This window comes from Sunxiuqinia indica, assembly GCF_009847015.1.
GTDB lineage: Bacteria > Bacteroidota > Bacteroidia > Bacteroidales > Prolixibacteraceae > Sunxiuqinia > Sunxiuqinia indica.
Map to the genome: position 1 here is coordinate 57,398 of NZ_WVEM01000015.1, position 21,170 is coordinate 78,567.

12 protein-coding genes are annotated in these 21,170 nt (G+C 42.2%); 1 reads left to right on the forward strand and 11 read right to left on the reverse strand.

The annotated features are described in order from the left end of the window. Positions 1–176: 176 nt before the first annotated feature. Positions 177–2,714 (forward strand): glycoside hydrolase family 95 protein, encoded by a 2,538-nt coding sequence (locus GR929_RS18315; protein WP_159522563.1) that lies wholly within the window; start codon positions 177–179, stop codon positions 2,712–2,714. Positions 2,715–2,830: 116 nt separating this feature from the next. Here the strand turns inward: GR929_RS18315 and GR929_RS18320 are convergent, their stop codons facing one another. The 11 genes from GR929_RS18320 to GR929_RS18375 all read right to left on the reverse strand — a co-directional run bounded on the left by GR929_RS18320 (position 2,831) and on the right by GR929_RS18375 (position 21,162). Further along, positions 2,831–3,742: a nuclear transport factor 2 family protein gene (locus GR929_RS18320; protein WP_159522565.1), complete on the reverse strand. Its 912-nt coding sequence runs from the start codon at positions 3,740–3,742 to the stop codon at positions 2,831–2,833. Positions 3,743–4,384: 642 nt separating this feature from the next. Beyond that, a complete protein-coding gene (locus tag GR929_RS18325) occupies positions 4,385–5,344 on the reverse strand; it encodes a CorA family divalent cation transporter (RefSeq protein WP_159522567.1) in 960 nt (319 codons plus the stop codon). Between the two features lie 469 nt (positions 5,345–5,813). Continuing rightward, positions 5,814–6,932, reverse strand: a complete 1,119-nt coding sequence (gene tal / locus GR929_RS18335) for a transaldolase (RefSeq protein WP_159522569.1) — start codon at positions 6,930–6,932, stop codon at positions 5,814–5,816. A gap of 66 nt (positions 6,933–6,998) precedes the next feature. After that, positions 6,999–9,020, reverse strand: coding sequence for a transketolase (gene tkt / locus GR929_RS18340; RefSeq protein ID WP_159522571.1), 2,022 nt, complete (start codon positions 9,018–9,020; stop codon positions 6,999–7,001). Between the two features lie 572 nt (positions 9,021–9,592). After that, positions 9,593–11,125, reverse strand: a complete 1,533-nt coding sequence (locus tag GR929_RS18345; RefSeq protein ID WP_159522573.1) for an alpha-N-arabinofuranosidase — start codon at positions 11,123–11,125, stop codon at positions 9,593–9,595. Positions 11,126–11,163: 38 nt separating this feature from the next. After that, positions 11,164–12,798, reverse strand: coding sequence for an arabinan endo-1,5-alpha-L-arabinosidase (locus GR929_RS18350; RefSeq protein WP_235934474.1), 1,635 nt, complete (start codon positions 12,796–12,798; stop codon positions 11,164–11,166). Continuing rightward, positions 12,791–14,398, reverse strand: coding sequence for an alpha-N-arabinofuranosidase (locus tag GR929_RS18355; RefSeq protein ID WP_159522575.1), 1,608 nt, complete (start codon positions 14,396–14,398; stop codon positions 12,791–12,793). Before GR929_RS18355 ends, GR929_RS18350 begins: the two co-directional genes overlap by 8 nt. Before the next feature lie 29 nt (positions 14,399–14,427). Next, positions 14,428–15,429 (reverse strand): arabinan endo-1,5-alpha-L-arabinosidase, encoded by a 1,002-nt coding sequence (locus tag GR929_RS18360; RefSeq protein WP_159522577.1) that lies wholly within the window; start codon positions 15,427–15,429, stop codon positions 14,428–14,430. Positions 15,430–15,440: 11 nt separating this feature from the next. Beyond that, positions 15,441–16,439: a glycoside hydrolase family 43 protein gene (locus GR929_RS18365; protein ID WP_159522579.1), complete on the reverse strand. Its 999-nt coding sequence runs from the start codon at positions 16,437–16,439 to the stop codon at positions 15,441–15,443. Between the two features lie 67 nt (positions 16,440–16,506). Beyond that, positions 16,507–18,048, reverse strand: a complete 1,542-nt coding sequence (locus GR929_RS18370; RefSeq protein ID WP_159522581.1) for a RagB/SusD family nutrient uptake outer membrane protein — start codon at positions 18,046–18,048, stop codon at positions 16,507–16,509. A gap of 21 nt (positions 18,049–18,069) precedes the next feature. Beyond that, positions 18,070–21,162, reverse strand: a complete 3,093-nt coding sequence (locus GR929_RS18375) for a SusC/RagA family TonB-linked outer membrane protein (protein ID WP_159522583.1) — start codon at positions 21,160–21,162, stop codon at positions 18,070–18,072. Positions 21,163–21,170 lie beyond the last annotated feature (8 nt).

Genomic DNA, 21,170 nt, shown 5'->3' on the forward strand with positions numbered 1-21,170 from the left:
TAAGCGTATCGGTTTTGGTTTAATATACGTTTTCCCGGCTCAGTGTGTTTCCTTTTACTCAACAAAAGAAATATGATTATTGACAGCTATTTGTGTTTATTTCGTAGGAAAGTATTTGTTTCACTATCCTCATTCAACTTACTTTTTCTATTTTTGATGAAAACTATTTAGCTACTATGAAATCAATACTCCTAAACCTAATGCTTGTTTTATTGGTGTCGAGCACCTTCTTCTCTTGTCGGCAAAAAGAAGTAAAAAAAGATCTCAAACTTTGGTACAATGAGCCCGCCAGCGAATGGATGGAAGCCTTGCCTATTGGAAATGGCAGCTTTGGAGCGATGATTTTTGGGCGGCCTGATCATGAAGTTATTCGATTGAATCATGACGAATTCTGGTCGGGATATCCACGGGATTTGACAAATGCGGACGCTGCCGGCTATGCTGCGAAGGTTGCCCGATTGGTTGAGGATCGAAAATATACGGAAGCCGATGAAGTAATACGAAACATCCAGGGGCCTTACACCGAATCCTATCAGCCCCTGGGAGACTTAGTGCTTGAAACCGGACATCAGACATTTTCGAATTACAAGCGGCAGTTGAATATTTCTGAGTCTGTTTCCGAGGTGACTTATGAAACAAACGGGGTTGGATACAAGCGTGAGGTTTTGGCCAGTTATCCCGATCAAGTCATTGCAGTAAAACTTACAGCTTCAGAGCCCAGTCAACTTAGTTTTTCGTTGTCGCTGAATAGCCTGCTGAAACATAAAATTCTTTCAGAAGATGGGGTTTATAAAATGATTGTTCAGGCTCCGAAACAGGTAGCACCTAATTATCGGGATGTTGATCAACCCATTGTTTATGATGATTGGACTGGAGAAGGGATGAAGGCTCAGGTGAATGTGCAGATTCGCTCGGAAGACGGCGAAGTCCAGGTAGCCGATGACAAAATTTCCCTGAAAAGTGGAACAGAAGCAATTGTATTAATTTCAGCGGCCACCAGCTTTAACGGGCCGTTTAAGTCTCCGGGCTTGGAGGGGAAAGATTTTGAAACGATTGCAAATCGAAATTTGAAAGAAGCGGCTCAGTTGGACTGGGAGACCTTAAAGAGCAATCATGTTACGGATTATGAGCAGCTTTTTGATCGGGTTGCCCTGACACTGGGCGAGGAGCAGCATGTAGACAGTTTTCCAACTGATGAGCGAATTATTTCATTCAAGGAAAACAAAGATCCGGATATGGTTGCGCTGTTGTTTCAGTATGGTCGTTATTTGCTTATATCTTCATCAAGACCTGGAACGCAAGCGGCCAATTTGCAAGGGATTTGGAGTAGCACCGTTCAGCCTCCGTGGAGTAGTAACTATACCCAAAATATTAATGTTGAAATGAATTATTGGCCGGCCGAAGTAACCAACTTGTCAGAGTTGACCGACCCGCTGATGAATTTAGTAACGAATAACAGCCTAAAAGGGAGGGCTATTGCTGACTCGTATTATGGCTTGGAAGGTTGGGCGTCGCACCATAATGGCGACATTTGGGCGCATTGTGCACCTGTTGGCGAAGGAGGAACTGCTGACCCGGCGTGGGCGAATTGGAGTATGGGAGGCGTTTGGATGCTCAGTCATGTTTGGGAGCATTATTTATTTACGGGTAATCAGGATTTTTTGAAAACGATGTATCCGGCAATGAAAGGAGCCGCTCAGTTTCTTATTGGGATGTTGAATACAAATAATAGTGGTTACCTGGAAACCCAGTTTGGGACCTCTCCTGAAAATAAATTCATCGATCCGGAGACTGGCCGTGCGGTGGCTGTTTGTGCGGGGCCTGCATGCGATTTGGCTATGACCAATGAGTTGTTAAACAATTGTTTAAAGGCAACGCTTGTTTTGGGTATTGATCCGGAGTTCCAGTCGGAGTTACAAATGCTGATTCCTAAGTTGCAACCTTTTCGGATTAATGACAACGGCATTTTGATGGAGTGGAACGAAGATTTTGAAGAGACAGACCCGCATCATCGACACTTGAACCACTTGTATGGAATTCATCCGGGGAACCAAATTAATCCATGGGATACCCCGGAATTGTTTACGGCCGTTAGAAATTCACTTGAGCGACGAGGTGATGAGGCCACTGGTTGGTCTATGGGCTGGAAATCGAACATGTGGGCACGAATGTTAGATGGTGATCATGCTTTAAAGATTATTCAGAATTTGTTTACTCCCATTAATTTTGGAGATCAAGCTGGCCATTCAGGAGGAGGTCTCTATAAAAATATGCTTGATGCTCACCCGCCATTTCAAATTGATGGTAATTTTGGTGTAACTGCCGGTGTTGCCGAAATGCTGGTGCAAAGTCATGCCGGAGCCATTCACTTTTTGCCTGCATTACCCAGTTCCTGGTCAAAAGGCGAAGTTAAGGGGTTAAAAGCTCGGGGTGGTTTTACTATTGACGTGAGTTGGGCTGACGGAAAATTTGAGCGTGCAACCATTTATTCTTCTTTGGGGGGAAAAGCAATTATTCGTTCGGAGTGGCGACTTAATTTGCCCGGGTACGATCCGGGCTCCGGGAAAGCGAATTCGTTGATGAAAGCAACAGCGATTCCAGAGCCTGAAATAGCTGGTGATCCTGATTTGCAACCGAAAGAGCTGAAAACATATTTTTTATACGAACTTGAAACGAAAGTGGGAGAGCATGTTTTGGTTGAAAGGGCAGATTGATCTGATTTTTGTATGCAAACGCGTGCTTTAGGATTAACTTCCTTGGCATAACTAGATAAAAAGAAAGACTCCATTATTCGAATAATGGAGTCTTTTCAATAATTGATGTTATTCAATTATTCGTAATGATTGCTGCTGTAGTAGCCCATCGAATTCACAATTTTTCCCTCGTCGTTAAAAGTATGCGAAAGCATCATTGGGAATTCTATTTTCTTCCCATCTGCAATCGACGTTGCCGTAAAAACCCACCAGGAGTAAACAACATAGTCATCATTTAAAGCATAGTAGATGCAATCCGGATATCCAACTTGCTTCATGTTGATGTCGTCCATTTCAGAAAACTGTGATTCCCATACCTTAGTCTGAGCTTCCATGTCATTTTGTTCTTTCAGTTTCATGGTGGTGTTTGAGAAGAAAACATCATCTGCATAGAACGCTTTCATGGCGTCAAGATCTTTGTCGCAATAGGCATTAGCAAGTTTTCGAACTTTGGTGATGTAAGGGTGTCCGATATAGACTTTACCGTTTTCTCTCGTTGTTTTACTTCTGTTTATTTCCTGAAAAACATCGTTGTTTGAATAGTGATGGATTGAGGTTATTTGTCCCTCATCATTAAAACTATACAAATTATGAATAGATAAATCGAGCTTAATTCCTGTTTCTTTGTGCGTCCCTTTTAATCGTAACCAATCCTGAACCCATACGCCACTCTCTTTATAATCAATAGCATCGGCATAAGCAGGAGTGTCCGTTGCAACTTTCAGATCTTCAAATTCTTTGTTCCACCAATCAACACTCTTGACCTGTTCATCACGAGTTTTTAAATTTCGATTTCCGTTGATAACAACCATTACAGTGTCTGCCAACAAGCTGCCATAAGTTGTTTTATCACCTTTTTCGAGGGCATTCCATAGTTTATCCACTTTATCCATTGCTGGATGCTCAATAAATACTTCGCCGTTTTTTTTCTGTGCCAAAGCGGCCATCATAGCCAATAGCAGTACAATAAGAATAGGAATTTTTTTCATCGTCAATTCAGTTTTAAGATTAATAAATGCAAGCTGACTATTTAGATACAGTCTAAATAAAAATAAGCAAAAGAATCTTCAAAAGAAATGCTTTTTAACATGTTGATTTTTAGTTGGTAATTGTGTTTTTTAATTTCGGGGGTTGGATCGTTTGTTTATTGCGTTGACAACAGGAGCTGTATCATGAGCGATTTTGTTTTCGTCTAGCAATATAACTCTTCATTTTATTTTTTCTCTATCGAATTTAAAAGTGCTCAATACCTACCATAATTAGCAAGTATTGTTGACTCTGTTATGTTTGTGTCATCCCATCAGTTTTTCAGTGGGTTGACAATTGGTTTTAACTCCCGTAAAGAAACAGGAGTATCTATTTTAGTTGGTTTGGACGAAGAGTGACCTAAAAGCTCTTGTATGAATGTTAAATCAATACCTTGTTCCAACAAACGCGAAGCCAAACCACGCGAAAAGATTTGCTCGGGAGCAGGAGTTGCACGAGGTGAAAAGAGGTCGTTGTTTCACTTGGAATAGGCGTTGATGCAGGTAAAGCGCCCATTGCACGACTTGAAGTTGTCATTGTTTGACCCACAGGTTACTTTTGCTTTTTCAAAGCAAGACCCGGGTCACAGACCTGCGCCAGCGGGGCTACTGCTTCAACCATTTTTTCTTTTTGAAGTAGATAAAAGGCAACAGGGCCGATAAGATCATAGCCACCAGAGCGATTGGGTAGCCATAAGTCAATTCAAGTTCAGGCATCGTTTCAAAGTTCATTCCGTAGACACCTGCTATAAAGGTTGGTAGAGAAATACACACGGTAACCACTGTGAGCATTTTAAAAATATGGTTTTGCTCTAAATCAATCTTATTCGATACGTTTTCTTTTAAATCGTCCAGGCGCTCGAAATTAAAATGGATATAGTCGGAAACAGCCGACAAGTCGGTCAATTCAACAGAAACACTTTCTTTTATTCTGGTTGTTTGTTCCCAATTGCTCTTCATATACAATGTGAAAATCCTGGAGGTTTCCAACAGTGCCTCTTTGATTAACAGGTTGTTGAAATTGTAGGTGGTAATGACATCCAGCTCTTCCTTCGAAAACTCTTTTTCGATTAAAATTCTGCTTGCAAGCGTTTTAATTTTTTTCGATTGATGTTCAGTAATATCTGCGAAATAGTCTGAAATGAACTCAAACTGGAATTTAAAGATACCTTCAGTATCCGATGATTCCTGGATGGATCTGATCTTGTTGGAATAAGCTTCGTTAAAAACCGTATCCAGCTTGCAACTTGAAAACAGAAAAACGCCATCCTTCGTGACAATGATAAAAACAGGCTCTTCAACCATTTTCTTTTCACGATCCAGGTAGGGAATGGAAAAATGGAATGAGGCCTGGTAGGTGGTTTCTAAAAAGTGAGAGCTGATTTCAATGTCTTCATAATTTTTCATGATTGTGAAGTCGAGCCCATAATTCTCCGATAGCCAATCCAATTCAACATCCGTGGAATCATGAAACTGCATTAAATGAAAGTCGAGCTTGGAAGACGAAATGTCGCTAACGGCTTGAAAAGTCAAGCATTCCTTATTTTTTAATAATATTTCTATCATAGTTGTTCGCTTTGAGTGAAGGACAACAAATGGGTTGCGGACAGGCAGCCAGGTGAAAAGCCAAGCCATTCAGATACCGCAATAGCCAAGCCATGTTCCCTTCGGGTTTGGTGTCTGCTGCGACCCGATATTAATGAGCTAACAATTTACACAGTATAACGGTTAAATCAAACCGACATCTGAACCTTTTACTTCAGCGAAATTGGTGTATTGAATAATCGTATAAATACGTTCACGTTCAAACTTCGGCAACCATTATCCGAGTATGCAGGAACGTGTAGCGTTTTTGATAAAATACAGTTCTACCAATCGGTATGAAAGGTACCCTCTTCTCCAATTCGTTGGTAACCAAAATATTCGCGCTGCGCCTGAATCAGATCAATCCAAAATCATATTTTTCCATAGCTGTATTAAACCGTTATGTTGAGTATCTTCTCCGTGTCAAGTAATAATTCTCACACGCTAAGTCTTAATTTGCTTCTTTTTCAATGCTTTTGAGTAAGCTGTCAAACGGGTCGGTGAATTTTTCGATACCTTCTTTCACCAGTTGATCTGTGATCGCGTCTAAATTGAGTTCAATTTTTTCAAGATCACTAAAAACGCTTAAAGCCTTTTTAACATCCTCGTTGACGGTATTGGGAAGAACTTTACCATGATGTTTAAATGCTTCGATGGTTTCGGCGGGCATTGTGTTTACAGTGAACGGACCAATAAGTGGTTCTACATATCGGGTGTCACTGTATCCCTCGGTTTTATTGCTGGTACTTGCCCAAAGTGGACGTTGCACCCGAGCGCCTTTCGAGGCCAGTTTCTCCCAGCGGTCGCCGCTGAATGCATTCAAGAAACTTTGGTATGCAATTTTGGCGCTTGAAATAGCCGTTTCACCCAGCAGATTTTCTGCTAATATTTTTTTATCGCCGTGTGAATTGGGAATAATATCATCCGACAGTATTTTATCGGTAAGCACATCAATCCGGCTTAAGAAGAAACTGGCTACTGATGCTATTTTATCAATGGGTTTGCCTTCTTCAGCCCGACGTTCCAGAGCTTTCAAATAAGCTTCGGCAACGGCTTCATAGCTTTCAATGGAAAAAAGCAGCGTGATGTTGATGTTAATTCCTTCATACAACATTTCTTCAATGGCCGGAATTCCTTCCGGGGTTCCGGGTATCTTAATCATACAGTTTGGGCGGTCAACCGATTTATACAGTCGTCGGGCTTCGGCCTTGGTTTTTTCTGTTTCCCTTGCCAAATAAGGCGAAACTTCTAAACTTACGAAACCATCTTCGCCGTTTGATGCATCGAACACGGGGCGCAACAGGTCACAGGCTTTCTGAATATCCTGAATGGCCAGTGCCTCGTAAATTTCGTCTGGTTTTTTTCCTTTTCCGGCCAGCGCTTTTATCTGGTCGTCATACAAATGACCGCTGGAAATCGCTTTATTAAAAATACTCGGATTAGAGGTAATTCCTCTCAAACCTTCATTTTTGATTCTGTTTTCCAGTTCTCCGTTTGTAATTATTTCTCTCGATAAGTTGTCAAGCCAGTAGCTTTGTCCATATTCCAATAGTTTATCAAACTTTTCCATAGCTGTATTTTATGTTACTTTTTCTGATTGAATTGTTTTCTTTCTTCGGCACGGCAAGCCTTACGTTCATGATTTACTTTGTTCTATTGATCGTTTTACATGATCAATCACATTGTCAACCGTAAAGCCATAATGTTTGAAGTTTTCCTGATAAGGAGCACTTGAGCCAAAACGTTCCACCGATACCACGGTGCCACTGTCGCCAACCCATTCTTTCCAGCCGAGTGAAGCACCTGCTTCTACTGCTGTTCTTGCTTTCACCTTGGGCGGAAATACTTCATTACGGTAGGCTTCGTCCTGCACCTTAAATAGTTCCCAGCAAGGCATGCTCACTACCCGCGAGTCAATATTCATGTCGCGCAGTTTTTCCTGTGCTTCCAGTGCCAGCGAAACTTCGGAACCAGTCGCCATAAGAACTGCATCAGGCGTATCGCCTTTTTCGTTCGAAAGGATGTAAGCACCTTTCATTACACCTTGAGCCGAGGCATATTTACTCCGGTTTACAATCGGAACATTTTGCCGTGTCAATACCATCATCGAGGGACCTTCTTTTCGCTTTAATACGGCTCGCCAGGTGTAAGCTACTTCGTTGGCGTCGGCCGGACGAAAAACAAAAATGTTGGGCATGGCTCTAAACGAAGCCAGGTGCTCCACGGGTTGGTGAGTGGGGCCATCGCCTCCCAGACCAATGGAATCGTGGGTGAGCACATAAATGGCTGGCAGTTCCATCAATGCTGCCAGCCGGATCGCCGGGCGGGCATAATCGGAAAAGATGAAAAATGTAGACGCAAAAGCCCGAAGTCCTCCATGAAGTGTCATTCCTGAAGTGGCCGCTGCCATTCCGTGTTCTCTGACTCCCCAGGCGATATTTCGGTTCTGGTAGTTTCCTTTGCCAAAATACCCCGATTCTTCCATCAATGTTTTTGTTGAAGCTGCCAGATCAGCACTTCCACCCAGCAGGTAAGGAACCTGCTCCGCAAATGAATTAATAATTTTTGCCGATGCTTTACGCGTTGCCACAGGGCCGTCATCGGGCTTGAATTCGGGAATATCCTTATCCCAGTCTTTATCGAGCTCAAGTGCTCTCCCTTGTTCCAGCAACGCATGCAAGTCCGGGTGTTTTTGCTGGTATTGGTCGTACATCGTCTGCCATTTTTTTTCGAGCTCCTCGCCTCTGTCAATGGCTTTTTGCATGTGAGTTTCCACTTCCTCCGGAACATAAAAGGATTTGTCCTCGGGCCAGCCATAGGCTTTTTTGGTTGCTTTTACTTCGTCTTCACCCAGCGCCGAGCCGTGTGCTGCTGCTGTATCCTGTGCGTTGGGTGCGCCATAAGCAATGTGGGTACGTAAGATTATCAGCGAGGGTTTATCTTTTTCCTGTTGAGCGGCCTCGTAAGCTTTGGTAATTTTTTCGGTATCGTTGGCACTTTCACCTAAATCCTGCACGTGCCAGTGGTATCCTTCGAATCGTTTTTTCACATCGTCGCTGTAGGTTACTTCGGTGTCCCCGTCAATGCTGATGTGGTTGTCGTCGTAAAGAAAAATAAGTTTTCCCAATCCAAAATGACCAGCCAGTGACGCGGCTTCACTTGAAGCTCCCTCCATCAGGTCTCCGTCGCTGCAAAAGCCATAAACGTGATGATCAATTATTGGGGCGTCTGGTTTATTAAATCGTGAAGCAAGGTGTGCTTCTGCCATGGCCATTCCCACAGCAGTCATAAATCCTTGTCCCAGTGGTCCCGTTGTTGTTTCAATACCTTCGGTGAGTCCATATTCGGGGTGACCGGGGGTTTTGCTGCCCCACTGTCGAAGATCTTTCAGATCATTCAACGATAACGGATAGCCGGTTAGATGCAACATAGCATATTGAATAATGGACGCGTGACCACTCGATAACACAAACCGATCGCGGTTAAACCAATGGGGGTTTTTAGGATTGTACTTCATGATATTATTCCACAAAACATAGGCTGCCGGTGCCAGCGACATGGCTGTTCCCGGATGACCTGAGCCAGCTTTCTGTACAGCATCCATCGCCAAGGTTCTTATCGTGTTAATCGATCGGGTTTCAATATTTTCTTTCTTCATAATCTCTGTTTTTAGTTTGATAAGGTTATTTCGGTTTAAACTGAATTCGGTAATAACCTTTTACAGGATATAGGAGAAAAACCATGCCAGTATTTTGCAATGTAGGGTTTACTCTTGATAACCAACTGTGCAAAAGGAATTCGGAATATGAGCTGTTTTTTTAGTTTCTCCGAAGTGTGGAAGAATTGCGACAAATGAGTAGAATTGAAACGAATACGAAGGGAATGGCTTGTTTTTCTGGTGGGGTTGGGGTCGGAAATGGAATTGATTAGGATGGGGTTTAATAATCATTAGTGTCCGGGTTGAAATTTCAAATGATGGGCTAAAGCCCGCGTCATAGGTATCGCACTAGAGCGTCCGGGCTTTAGTCCATAACTCCATCTTGTTGAATATCAGTCGTTCTGTTTTTATTCGTTTCTCGCATCACCCAAGTTTTTATTTTTCCCGGGCAACAGTGTTTAATAATAAAAAGCGTTGTCCGGAACTCAACAGTTGATTCGAAGATGCACTGCTTAAGCGAAAAAAAGGCTGCCCAAAATTGGACAGCCTTTTCATATCGTGAGCAGTAAGTTTTACTTCATTTGTACTAATACAACTGACTTTGCTGGGAGATCAACAGTTAGTTTTCCATTCTTTGGTTTTGACACCTCAAAGGTTTTGATGTTTACCGATTCCTCACTGCCAAATTCGTTGTGATCATTCATATTTTCTGACGTAATAATTTGTCCCGATGCTGAAGAAAAGTCATTGCCGGTTATATTTATATCGACTGATTCGCTTTTATTCGGGTTCAGGTTGCACAGTGTAATCGAAACCACATCGTCTTTTGTTGATGCCGAAGCATGCACCGCAGGAACTGATTTGCCATCTAATTCGTAGGTTCCTGTTTCGAGGTTTGCCGGTATCAGTTTTGCATTTTGATGAACACTGTACATTTTAAACACATAGTAAGTCGGTGTTAGTACCATTTCATCTTCTTTGGTTAAAATAACCGATTGCAAAACATTTACGGTTTGCGCAATATTTGCCATTTTTACACGATCGGCATGATTGTTAAAAATGTTGAGGTTTATTCCAGCTACCAAGGCATCACGCAATGTATTTTGTTGATAAAGAAAGCCTGGATTTGTTCCTTCTTCCACATTAAACCAGTTTCCCCATTCGTCAACAATTAAACCGACACGTTTTTGTGGATCGTATTTGTCCATAATGGTTGAATGACGATTCACCAGTGTTTCCATCTTTAGGGTATTGTTTAATACTGCAATCCATTCTTTTTCGCCGAAATCGGTAGCGTGGCCTTTGTCGGTCCAGCCTGTTGTAAATGTGTAGTTGTGTAGCGAAACTCCCTGAACCAGGTGCGGATGACGCATTGTTTTGCGCATCAAAACTTCCATCCAATTGTAGTCGTCAACATTTGGACCACCGGCAATTTTGTACAAATCACCACGGCAATAGCTGGCAAACCGGTTGTACAAATCGGCATAGTAATCCGGAGTCATGTTTCCACCACAGCCCCAGTTCTCGTTGCCAATTCCCCAGTATTTTACGTCCCATGGTTCTTCACGACCATTCTTTTTGCGTAAGTCTGTCATCGGGCTAATGTTTGCCGACGTTACATATTCAACCCATTCTGAAGCTTCCTGTACAGTTCCTGAACCGACATTCAGATTGATATATGGTTCTGCTTTAATCAAATCACAGAAATCGAGAAATTCGTGTGTTCCGAAGCTATTGTCTTCAGTAACTCCACCCCAATGAACATTGACCATTGATGGGCGTTCTTGGCGGGGGCCAATTCCGTCTTTCCAATGGTACGTGTCGGCAAAGCAACCTCCTGGCCATCGTAATAATGGAATTTTCATATCAATCAGCGCACCGATCACGTCATCGCGGAATCCTCTGATATTTGGAATTTCAGAATCTTCACCGACATAAATACCTCCGTAGATACAGCGTCCCAGGTGTTCTGCAAAATGCCCGTAAATGTCTTTGCTTATTTGGGTCTTCGCCTGGTCGGTATGTAAGCTAAGCGTAGTTTGACTAAATGCTGCCATCGCAAACATTAAGAATAAGATTGAAAGGCTAAATTTTAGTTTTTTCATGATTAAGTATTTCTATTGAATTTGTTCTTATTGCAATACTAGTTATTTTTTTTCACCCAAACTGGTTTTCCCTGATCTGTTAACCCAGATAAGATGAGTGTTGCTTCCCGTGGGTGTGACTCCCAGTTATAGCCATCGCGAACAATCAGTTGCAAGTTACCAATACGTAAAATTCCTTTTGTGTCATCTAACGTCCAGTTTCCAGATAGTGTCCCACTTACAGTTCCGTCAAGGTGAAGTTTAAACGTTCTTGAGGTTTTAATTATTTGGTACTGGTATTCCATGAGAATTATTTCGTATTCGCCAATCATTGCCTCATCGGTTAATGGCAGTTGTGGAACTCCGGCAAAACGCTCGGGCATAACTACCGGCCAACCATCATCGGTCCAGTTCATCTCGCGCACATGTCCCATCATTAGCGCATTTGAAGCATTAATGCCCGGCACATTTTCGGGCAATCTTCCTTGCGATGAAAAGTACCACTGTTTTGTAGCCGGATTTTGAAATACACAACAGTGCGATATTCCAACCCACCCGGTGTGTGCATTGAATGCGTAAGGATGGGTGAGCATGGGCCAGCACTCATCGCCATTGGTAATGTTTTCGCCATTAATTCCCAGGAAAGGACCGGTCATGTTTCTTGAACGTGCTACCCGCGTATTGTAGGCTACCGAAAGTTCGTCGTACGCTAAAAACAGGTAGTAATATTCCGTTTCCGGATTATAGATTATTTCGGGTGCTTCCAGTGCTTGCCAGCGGTTGCTATTTACATTTCCCCGCCCGGCAATCCGAACGCCATAATCTTCGGGTGTTTCTAATTTATCAGGTTTTCCGGTTTTGGGGTTTAACTGAACAGCGGCAATGCCGGAATGCCATGAGCCATAAATCAGCCAGTGTTCTCCTTCGGGTGTAACAATAAAGCTTGGATCGATGGCGTTGAACTTGAAATACCCACTCCAGTCGTTGGATCCTGTTCGGGTGTATGTTTCTTTTCCATCCGGTTCAGAGCATACCACCATTCCTTTATCTTCCCAATTATTTGAAGCAAGATCGTCGGTTTCTGCCAATCCAATAAATGCTCGTTCTGTCCACGATGTTTCCGTGTTATTCCCAACAATTGGGTTGGTAACTACAATGCTGTAATAAAGCCGGTATATATCCCCAACTTTTCGAATGCAAGGAGCCCAGAAAGCATAACTTGGATTTTCAATCGCCGGAAGGGCAGGCGTCATTCGAGATCGTTTGTTGTTTAACGAGTCTTTTAACCATGCCGGGACGGTTTGAAAAGCCATGCCCTGAAACTCCCAGTTTATCAGATCTTTCGAGCGACGGTATGGAAAATGTCCATGTCCATCGTGGGCATTTCCGTACGATGCATCGGTTTGGTACATGTAATAATATTCCCCGCTTTTTTCAACAGTTGGATCGTGCACATTGGCGAGATTCCATTGAGAGCGGTTTTCCCAGCCTGCTAATGGAATATAGTTGTCAGCATACGTTGGACCAATAAAATCTTCGTTTCGCGGGGGAGAAACCTCGTCAGCCGGATCAGGATCAGGAATTTTCGGCTCCTCGATCTCCGCATCCTTTTTACAGGAAACGACCAGAATAGTAAGGGCGACTATATAAAGCAGGTATTTTCTCATTTTCTTGTCGGAAATAAATCTATTCAACAATTTTACCTTTTAGCATTGTAAATGAGTGAGGAGGAAAATTATAGGTAAATGCATCTTCCTTTTTGATATTAACTGATTCTTTTTGAACCGTTTTAACCTTGGTTTGATCGAAGTCGTTCTCCGCTTTAATATCAGGACCGTTGACTTCAAATATTTCAAACTCACCATCAAAAAGTCCTTCCTGCGAAATAATATCAGTCGTAATCGTTTCATCTCGATGTCGGTTAATTACACCGATAACAACTTCTCCATTGTTGTAAGTTACCGAAACGTCTAAGTAGGGAACATCGTCAATTTGGGCAACCTGTTCTGCAAGTCCCAGCTGAAAATGGCCCGTGTTGTAGGTTTCACAATCAACAAAAACATCGAGCGAGGTACCAAACATATTGTTGGCGAACAGTTGAAGTGGATAATATATTGTTTGCAAGAAAACACCATCTTCTTCAGCAAAAATTGGGGCAATAACATTTACCAACTGCGCCATATTTGCCATTTTCACGATATCGGCATTGCGTACAAAAGCATTCAGGAAACCTGCAATAACCAAGGCATCCTCCAGGTTGTAACGCTCTTCAAGGGCGCGGGTTCCGGTCATGGTTTCTTTAGCCCTCCAGCGATACCAGATGTTGTATTCATCCCAGGCAATGTAAATCGGATCGCGATCGCCGCGGTCGGCTTTTTCCATCTCTCGATCGATCATTCCTTTCACTACTTTCGTGCGCTCTTCCAAAACCAAAGGAGCCGAAACAAAATTGTAGTAATTGTCCTGATGGTTGCCCAAATACATGTGCAAGGCAATGTAATCAACAACGTCCCTGAGTTCAGAAAGGACGGTTGCATTCCATTCGTGTGGGTCGTTATTCGGGCGAAAATTTGAAGCTCCGGCTGCAATCAGTTTAATATCCGGATCAGTTAATTTCATCAATTTACCGGCTTCACGTGCTTTTTTGCTGTAATCTTCAGCATTCAGATGTCCCATTTGCCAAAAACCGTCCATCTCGTTCCCCAGGCTCCAGTATTTAATATTGTGAGGTTCGGGATATCCGTGCTTTTTGCGCAGCTCTGCATAATACGGTCCTTCTTTTACGTTGCAGTATTCGACCCATTCCTGTGCTTCCTTAATGGTTCCTGTTCCCAGATTAACGGCAAAATAGGGTTCGGTATTCATTCGTTTGGCGTAATCCATAAATTCGTTGGTGCCAAACTGGTTGGTTTCTAAACGTGCCCAAGCCAATTCCATTCTTGGAGGACGCTCGTCTTTTGGGCCAACGCCATCTTTCCAGTTGTAGTTCGAAACAAAGTTTCCACCCGGATAGCGGGTTAATGAAACATTCAATCCTTTGACTGCTTCCAGTACATCTAAACGGATTCCGTTTTCATCGGAAAGCGGATTTCCAGGATCGTAAATTCCTCCGTAAACACATCGTCCAAGATGCTCTACAAAATTACCGTAAATGTTTTTATCTACTTCTCCTATCTCACGGTCAACGTCAATTTTTATGCGTGCATTTTGAGCAACTGAGCTTCCTGAAAGAACTGTTGAAACTATTGCTACCGCCAGAATGAACTTCCCAAAACCAGGACCACTATGTTTCATATTCTCAATTTTATCGTTTCCATTTTTTGTTACTCATCAATGAAAGGCCAATTATTCTCATCCCATGACAATTCCTTAATAATCAATTTCGGTTTACCATCATCATGAGCATCATAACCATGAAAAATCAGATAGTCTTTTTTATTAAATGTGTATGCCGAATTGTGACCGACACCGTGCCAATTTTCATCTCCTTTCAGCAAGATGGAACCACCACCTTTTGCCAGAGAATTTCCTGCTTTATCTAGATATGGACCCGGTATAGTTTTCGATCGTCCGACAATCACTTTATAGGTGCTCTCAACTCCTTTGCAGCAATAATCAATCGATGCAAAAAGATAGTAGTAATCTCCCTTTTTAAAAATAAATGGAGCCTCAATAGCATTTCCGCCGGCGTCAACCGGATTATCATCAATAGACGGAGGGTTGGACTCGTCGGAATCTTTTTCTCGTGAGGCAATGGTTGGAATGTTCGTTAAATCTTCAGCCACTTTCATCGCGTCTTTCGTCAGTTTTACGAGCTTCAATCCGTCCCAAAAAGAACCAAAACTTAAATACGGAGTTCCATCTTCAGAAATAATTAAGTTCGGATCAATGGCATTCCAATTGTGTTCTCCGGGTATTGATTGAATAACTTTTCCATGATCGACCCACTTAAAATCCGGATCTTCAGGGTTCAGGGTCTTGTTAGTCGCTAAGCCAATGCACGAGGTATTCTTTCCAAAAGCTGATATCGAATAATACAAATAGTAAGCTCCATTGTAAAAAGCAATATCGGGCGCCCATATGTGCCCTTTGAATCCTTTTACTGCTTCCAGAGCCCATTGTGGGGCTTCATCAAAGACCGGGTCTTCACTGGTCCAGTTTTTCATGTCTGGTGATGACCACACACTAATTCCCCATCCCGTGGAAAACAAGTAATAAGTTCCATTTTGCTGAATCATTACGGGATCGTGAACAACAATTTCATTTGGGAAAACTTTTATTGATAAAAGTAATAGGGCGATAATTAGGGTGATTCCTTTTTTCATTTTGATAAAGTTTATTGAATTCCTTCTGAGGTCATAGCAACACGTTTCATCGTGCCGTCTGTGTTATAATAAAGTTGGTCGATACAAACCGAGCGCCTGAAACTGCCACCATGTGGCTGAATTCCGCCAGTATGATAAAAGAAGTACCAGTTATTGTTGTATTCGATAATTGCTTGATGATTTGTGTTTGAATTGCCAGCCAGTTCATTCAGGATACCTTTAAATTCCCATGGACCGGTAATGGATCTGCTCATAGCATAAGCTGTTTTCTCCGGGAACTGATAGGCGTATGACAGATAATACCAGTCGCCACGTTTATGAATCCAGGGCGCTTCGGTAAAGTTAGGCAAATCAAGCGTGTGTATATTGCCATCCAGTTCGATCATATTGTCTTTTAGTTTTGCCCAGTAGCAAGCTGTATTTCCCCAAAACAGGTAAGCTTGGCCATCGTCGTCAATATAAACGGTCGGATCAATATCGTCCCAGCTAATCTGTGTTTGATCTGTGGTCATATTGTTTGTGATTAAAGCTTTCCCAAGGGCATCCTTAAACGGACCTACAGGACTGTCGGATACAGCTACCCCAATCGCTTTTCCCGGAATATTTCCGTGTTCAACTGTTACATACCAGTAAAATTTTCCGTTGCGCTCGATTGCCTGAGCAGCCCAGGCACTGTGTGCAGCCCACTCAAAATCGGAGGGCTTCAACGGAACCGGATGTTCTTTCCAGTTAACCAGATCGGTTGATGAATACACCAGCCACTCATTCATTTCGTAGAAATTCTTTTCTACAGGAGCCTGATCGTGTCCTACATACAAGTAAACCGTATCGTTGTATACCAATGCAGCCGGATCGGCGGTGTATTTATCCGTGATAATGGGATTATTGATCTGCGTTGGAGTGGAATCTCTGGAAGAGGTCTTTTCTCCCTCGGTTTTAACGCTCTGTGTGCAGCTGAAATTTAATGCCAGAAACAGAACCGAAAGTGATATTTTGATTAATGTGCGCATGCCATTGAGTGATTATGAAAAGAAAAGGCAAGCTAAAGGAACCTGCCTTTTCTGATTTATCTATTTATTAAATCCCCCAACCTGGGTTTTGAGTATAATTCGGGTTTTTATCGCGTTCTGCAGGTGGAATAGGGAAGTATTCACGCCCTTCGATAAATCCTGAAAATTCTGAATCATGATCCTTCAGTTCCTGAAGTCTGTCTGCGTTGTATAACCAACCCCAGCGGACGATATCTTCAAAACGAATTCCTTCGAACGCAAACTCCAGCACTTTATCATGTGAAAGCTGAGTGTAGAATTCCTGGTCTCCCATTGCAGCGATATCAGATGATATATCAGGCAAATTAGATCTGTCACGTACCGTTTGGATGTATTCTGCTGCTACTTCAGGATTTCCAAGTTCATACTGACATTCTGCATACATCATCATCACTTCGGCATAACGCATTACTCTCTCGTTAATGTCTGAACGCCAATCCAATTCATTTTCTCTTTCGGATGAATAAGCGTTGGTGTATTTACGGATGTAAACGCCGTCCCATCTCGACTCATTAAAAGCTTCTCTGAAAGGAGTTCCGTACATGGTTGTTGCAGTTGTATCGTAGCTCATGCTTACAACAGCACGTGGGTCAACTTCACCGTCAACAGTTTTTTCAGCCATATATTCATCAAAAATCCATTGTGTTGCGGCAGCATCACCAAATCCAAACGGAGTTGGTGCAAAAGTAATGGCATGGGCTGTTGTTTTCGACCAGTCGGCAGCAGGTTGGCTTACCCACCCAAGTTCTGTTCCACCTACACTGCGGTCGAGCTGAATTTCGAAGATCGATTCAGAATTGTTCTCATTTGAAGTGGTGAAATTGTCAGCGTAATTTGGTACCAAATCATAAATGCCAAGGTCAATCACTTTTTTCAAATAAATAGAAGCATTTTCGTAGTCGTGGTTCATTAAATATGATTTCCCGGTAAATGCAAGTGCAGCACCTTTTGTAGCACGGCCCAAGTCCGATTCAGGATAAGTTGTTGGCAATAAATCAGCTGCTGCTTTAAAATCATCTATTACGGCTTTCCATGCAATTTCAGGACTTACTTGTTCAGGATACAGGTCTTCTTCGCTTTGGTACGTATTCATTACCAAAGGAATATTTCTGAAAAATGAAACAAGGTAATAGTTTGATAAACCTCTTAGGAATAAGGCTTCTCCTTTGTATTGATCGTAAGTTGCCTGATTAGCAAACTCTATGTTATCGATATTTTCAAGAACCTGGTTGGCTCTGTTTATTACACCGTAAAATGCTGTCCATGGCCATTGTGCCATAATCGGGTCTTCATCCAGGTTAAATTTACCCGTTAAACTTAATACTCGCCATGGGCTGAAACTTTGAATATCGTCGCCTTTAAGACTTAATGCGAAAGGGACAAAACGTAGCCAGGTACCATCGTAAAGTAATCCCATGTATGTGGCACTTACGCCAGCTTTTGCATCAGCTTCTGATTGCCAGTAGGTTTCGGTCGTTTGCAGGTTTGGGTTGCTTAACTCCAACCACTCTTCGTTACATGATGCCATGAACAAAGTTAAAAAGGTGAGGAAAATATATTTTAATTTCATGATAATGCTTTTTAGATATTATTAAAATCCAACTTTTACGCCGAACAGAATTGTTCTAGGAGTAGGTAATCCACCTGAGAAATCGGTAAATGCTCTGTTTGCTGTTACGCCATTGTCTGTTCCTCTATCGAATAATCCGTCGTTATCAAATTCAGGATCGTAGCCCGAGTAACTGGTAATTGTAATGGCATTTTGAAGTGAACCATAGACGCGAACTGAAGAGAGACTTAAGAAATCGAGTGCTGACTCAGGTAGTGTGTATCCTAACTCAATGTTCGAGAATCTTAGGTAATCACCGTCTTCTAACCAGAAATCTGACGCTCTTGTGTTGCGGTTCGGATCATCTCGGATAATTCTTGGTCTTCCGGTATTGGTATTATTCGTTATCCATCTGTTCATCAGGTCAGTACTCATGTTTTCTAAACCGGCACCGGCACGAAGACCATTTCCTATTGCATTAACAACTTTGTTTCCGGTAGCACCTTGAGCTGAAATAGTAAGGTCGAAATTTTTGTATTCCGCGTTGAAATTAAAACCGAAATAGAAATTTGGTAATGCACTACCCATGTGTGTGCGGTCGTCTTCCGTAATTTCGTTGTCATCATTAAGATCTTTGAACATGAAGTCACCAGCATCGGTCAGATTTTCCTGGTAAAGTCCGTCAGGAGCATTGGCGTTCAATGCCTCAACTTCTGATTTGCTTTGGAATACTTTTTCAACAACATAACCATATAATTCACCAACTTCGGTACCAACATCGGTACGGCTCCAGTTTCCGTCAATTGGGTTAATACCTTCACCAAGGCTCAATACTTCGTTCTTAAGAGTCGAAAAGTTAGCATTAACGCTGTATTTGAATTGACCTTCAGCCTTGCGATAGGTTGCGTTAAATTCAAATCCCTGATTTTTAACCGACAGAGCGTTTTGTACAGGCGATTCCCAATCGTACCATCCCAGGTGAGTTGGAGTAGGAACAGTTCCTAACAGGTCGTCAACTCTTTTTACGTAATATTCTGTAGTAATCAGGACTCTGTTTTCGAGAAACCCGAAATCCAAACCAATGTTGGTGGTTTTCGATTGTTCCCATTTAATGTCTGTTGAAGCAGGAATAAATTGAGCTCCTCCAGCGACTGGGCTACCATTCAACACATAAGTTGCGTATGGGTTGATATAACCCTGGTAGAGGTAATCTCCAATGTTTTGGTTACCCAATATACCGTAACTAGCACGAACTTTTAACTGGCTGATAAATTCGCTTGAAGCCAAAAAGTCTTCTTTATGCGCTTTCCAGGCCACTGCTACTGACGGGAAGTTACCCCATTTGTTCTGCGGGCTGAATCGTGAAGAACCATCGCGACGTATTGTTGCTGTCATCAAGTATTTATCGTCGTATCCAACAATTACCCGACCGAAATAAGAAGCCAAACGTGACTGGAATTCGTCTCCACTGCTTGTTCTGTCTTCACCGTTACTCAATTGTTTGAAATACGGTTTTGAGAAACCTTCAGCATGTCCATAAGATCTTGACATGAATGTATTGAGTGCACTTTGTCCGAGCAAAGCATTTAACGTAAACTTGTCGATTGTTGTATTGTACGACAAGGTGTTTTCAATAGTACCTGTAGAACCGTAACCGCGGTTGTCATCCATTTTTGCAATGGTGTTTGAAAAGCCGGCAAACCAACCCAAGTCGTAAAGTGGTTCGAAGTGGTAGTCGCGCCAGTCGGTCCGCTCGTAACTTAAACTAAGCTTGTATTTTAATCCTTTGATGATTTCATACTCACCATAAACGTTGCCAATCAAACGATTTCTTTTTGTATTACTCTCAATCAAATTATTCATACCAACAACGTTGGCAGAATAGGCTCCGTGCAAATCGGCGCTGGCCGAAGAGTAACCATTCATTTTAGTTTCGTCGTATACCGGGAGTGTAGGAATAGCAGAAGCCGTGTAACCTAACATCGTTCCATCGTGAAGGAACGACATCAGATCACGATCAGCATAAGTGTAATGGAGCGATTCGCCAACTTTTAGTTTACCCAGTTGGTGATCGGAATTAACCATTATACCGTATCTTGTGTAATTTGGTCCGTTTCCTTCGACCGTACCTGTTTGGTCAAAATAGTTCAAGCTCATACTAAAATTCGAGACATCGTTTCCACCGCTAACCGAAACCGTATGGTTGTTAATATGGCCTGTTTTAAACAATTCGTCTTGCCAGTTGGTGTTTACATTGTCAACATAGTATGGGCTCGATGGATCATTTGCAGGGAAAATGTACAGCTCGTTATACTCAGGATATGCTTTTGCATTGTTTGTTGACTCGTTGACCAGTGTTTGATACTGTTCCCGTCCAAGTACATCCATTCTTTCTGTAATTTCCTGAAAACCGTAATATCCGCTGTACGAAACGTTCATTTCGCCTTTTGTACCACGTTTTGTCGTAATAATGATTACACCATTTGCAGCACGCGAACCATAAATTGCAGCTGCCGATGCATCTTTTAATACCTGAATCGATTCGATGTTTTCGGTTGGAATATCATTTGCCGGAGCAAAAACACCATCGATGACATAGAGCGGATCGTTATTGGTAAAGGAAGTAACACCACGAATTTTTACTTTTGGAGCAGAACCCGGATCGCCGGAACTTTGAATGGAAACACCGGCCACTTTACCTTGTAAAGCTTTACTAACATCGTTTGTTGCGGCTTTGGCCATTTCATCAGTTTCAACAATTGAAATAGAACCGGTAAGATCCGATTTCTTTTGAGTGCCATAGCCAATGGCAACTACTTCTTCGATTCCAAATACATCTTGTTGTAATTGTACTTCAATACTTGATCTTCCATCAAGTTGAATTTCTTGCGCAATAAAACCTATAAATGAAAACTGAAGGGTTGTATTTTCTTCAGAAACAGAAATGGAGAAGTTGCCATTGACGTCGGTGATCGTCCCGTTTGTGGTTCCTTCTTCAACTACATTAACTCCAGGCAATGTATTGTTATTATCACCTGCATCATAAACAACACCCGTTACCGTATGTTGCGCATAATTTGTACCTGCAATAAGCAGGAAGCAGAACATTAATCCACTGGTTAAGAATTTTTTCATAAGATCAA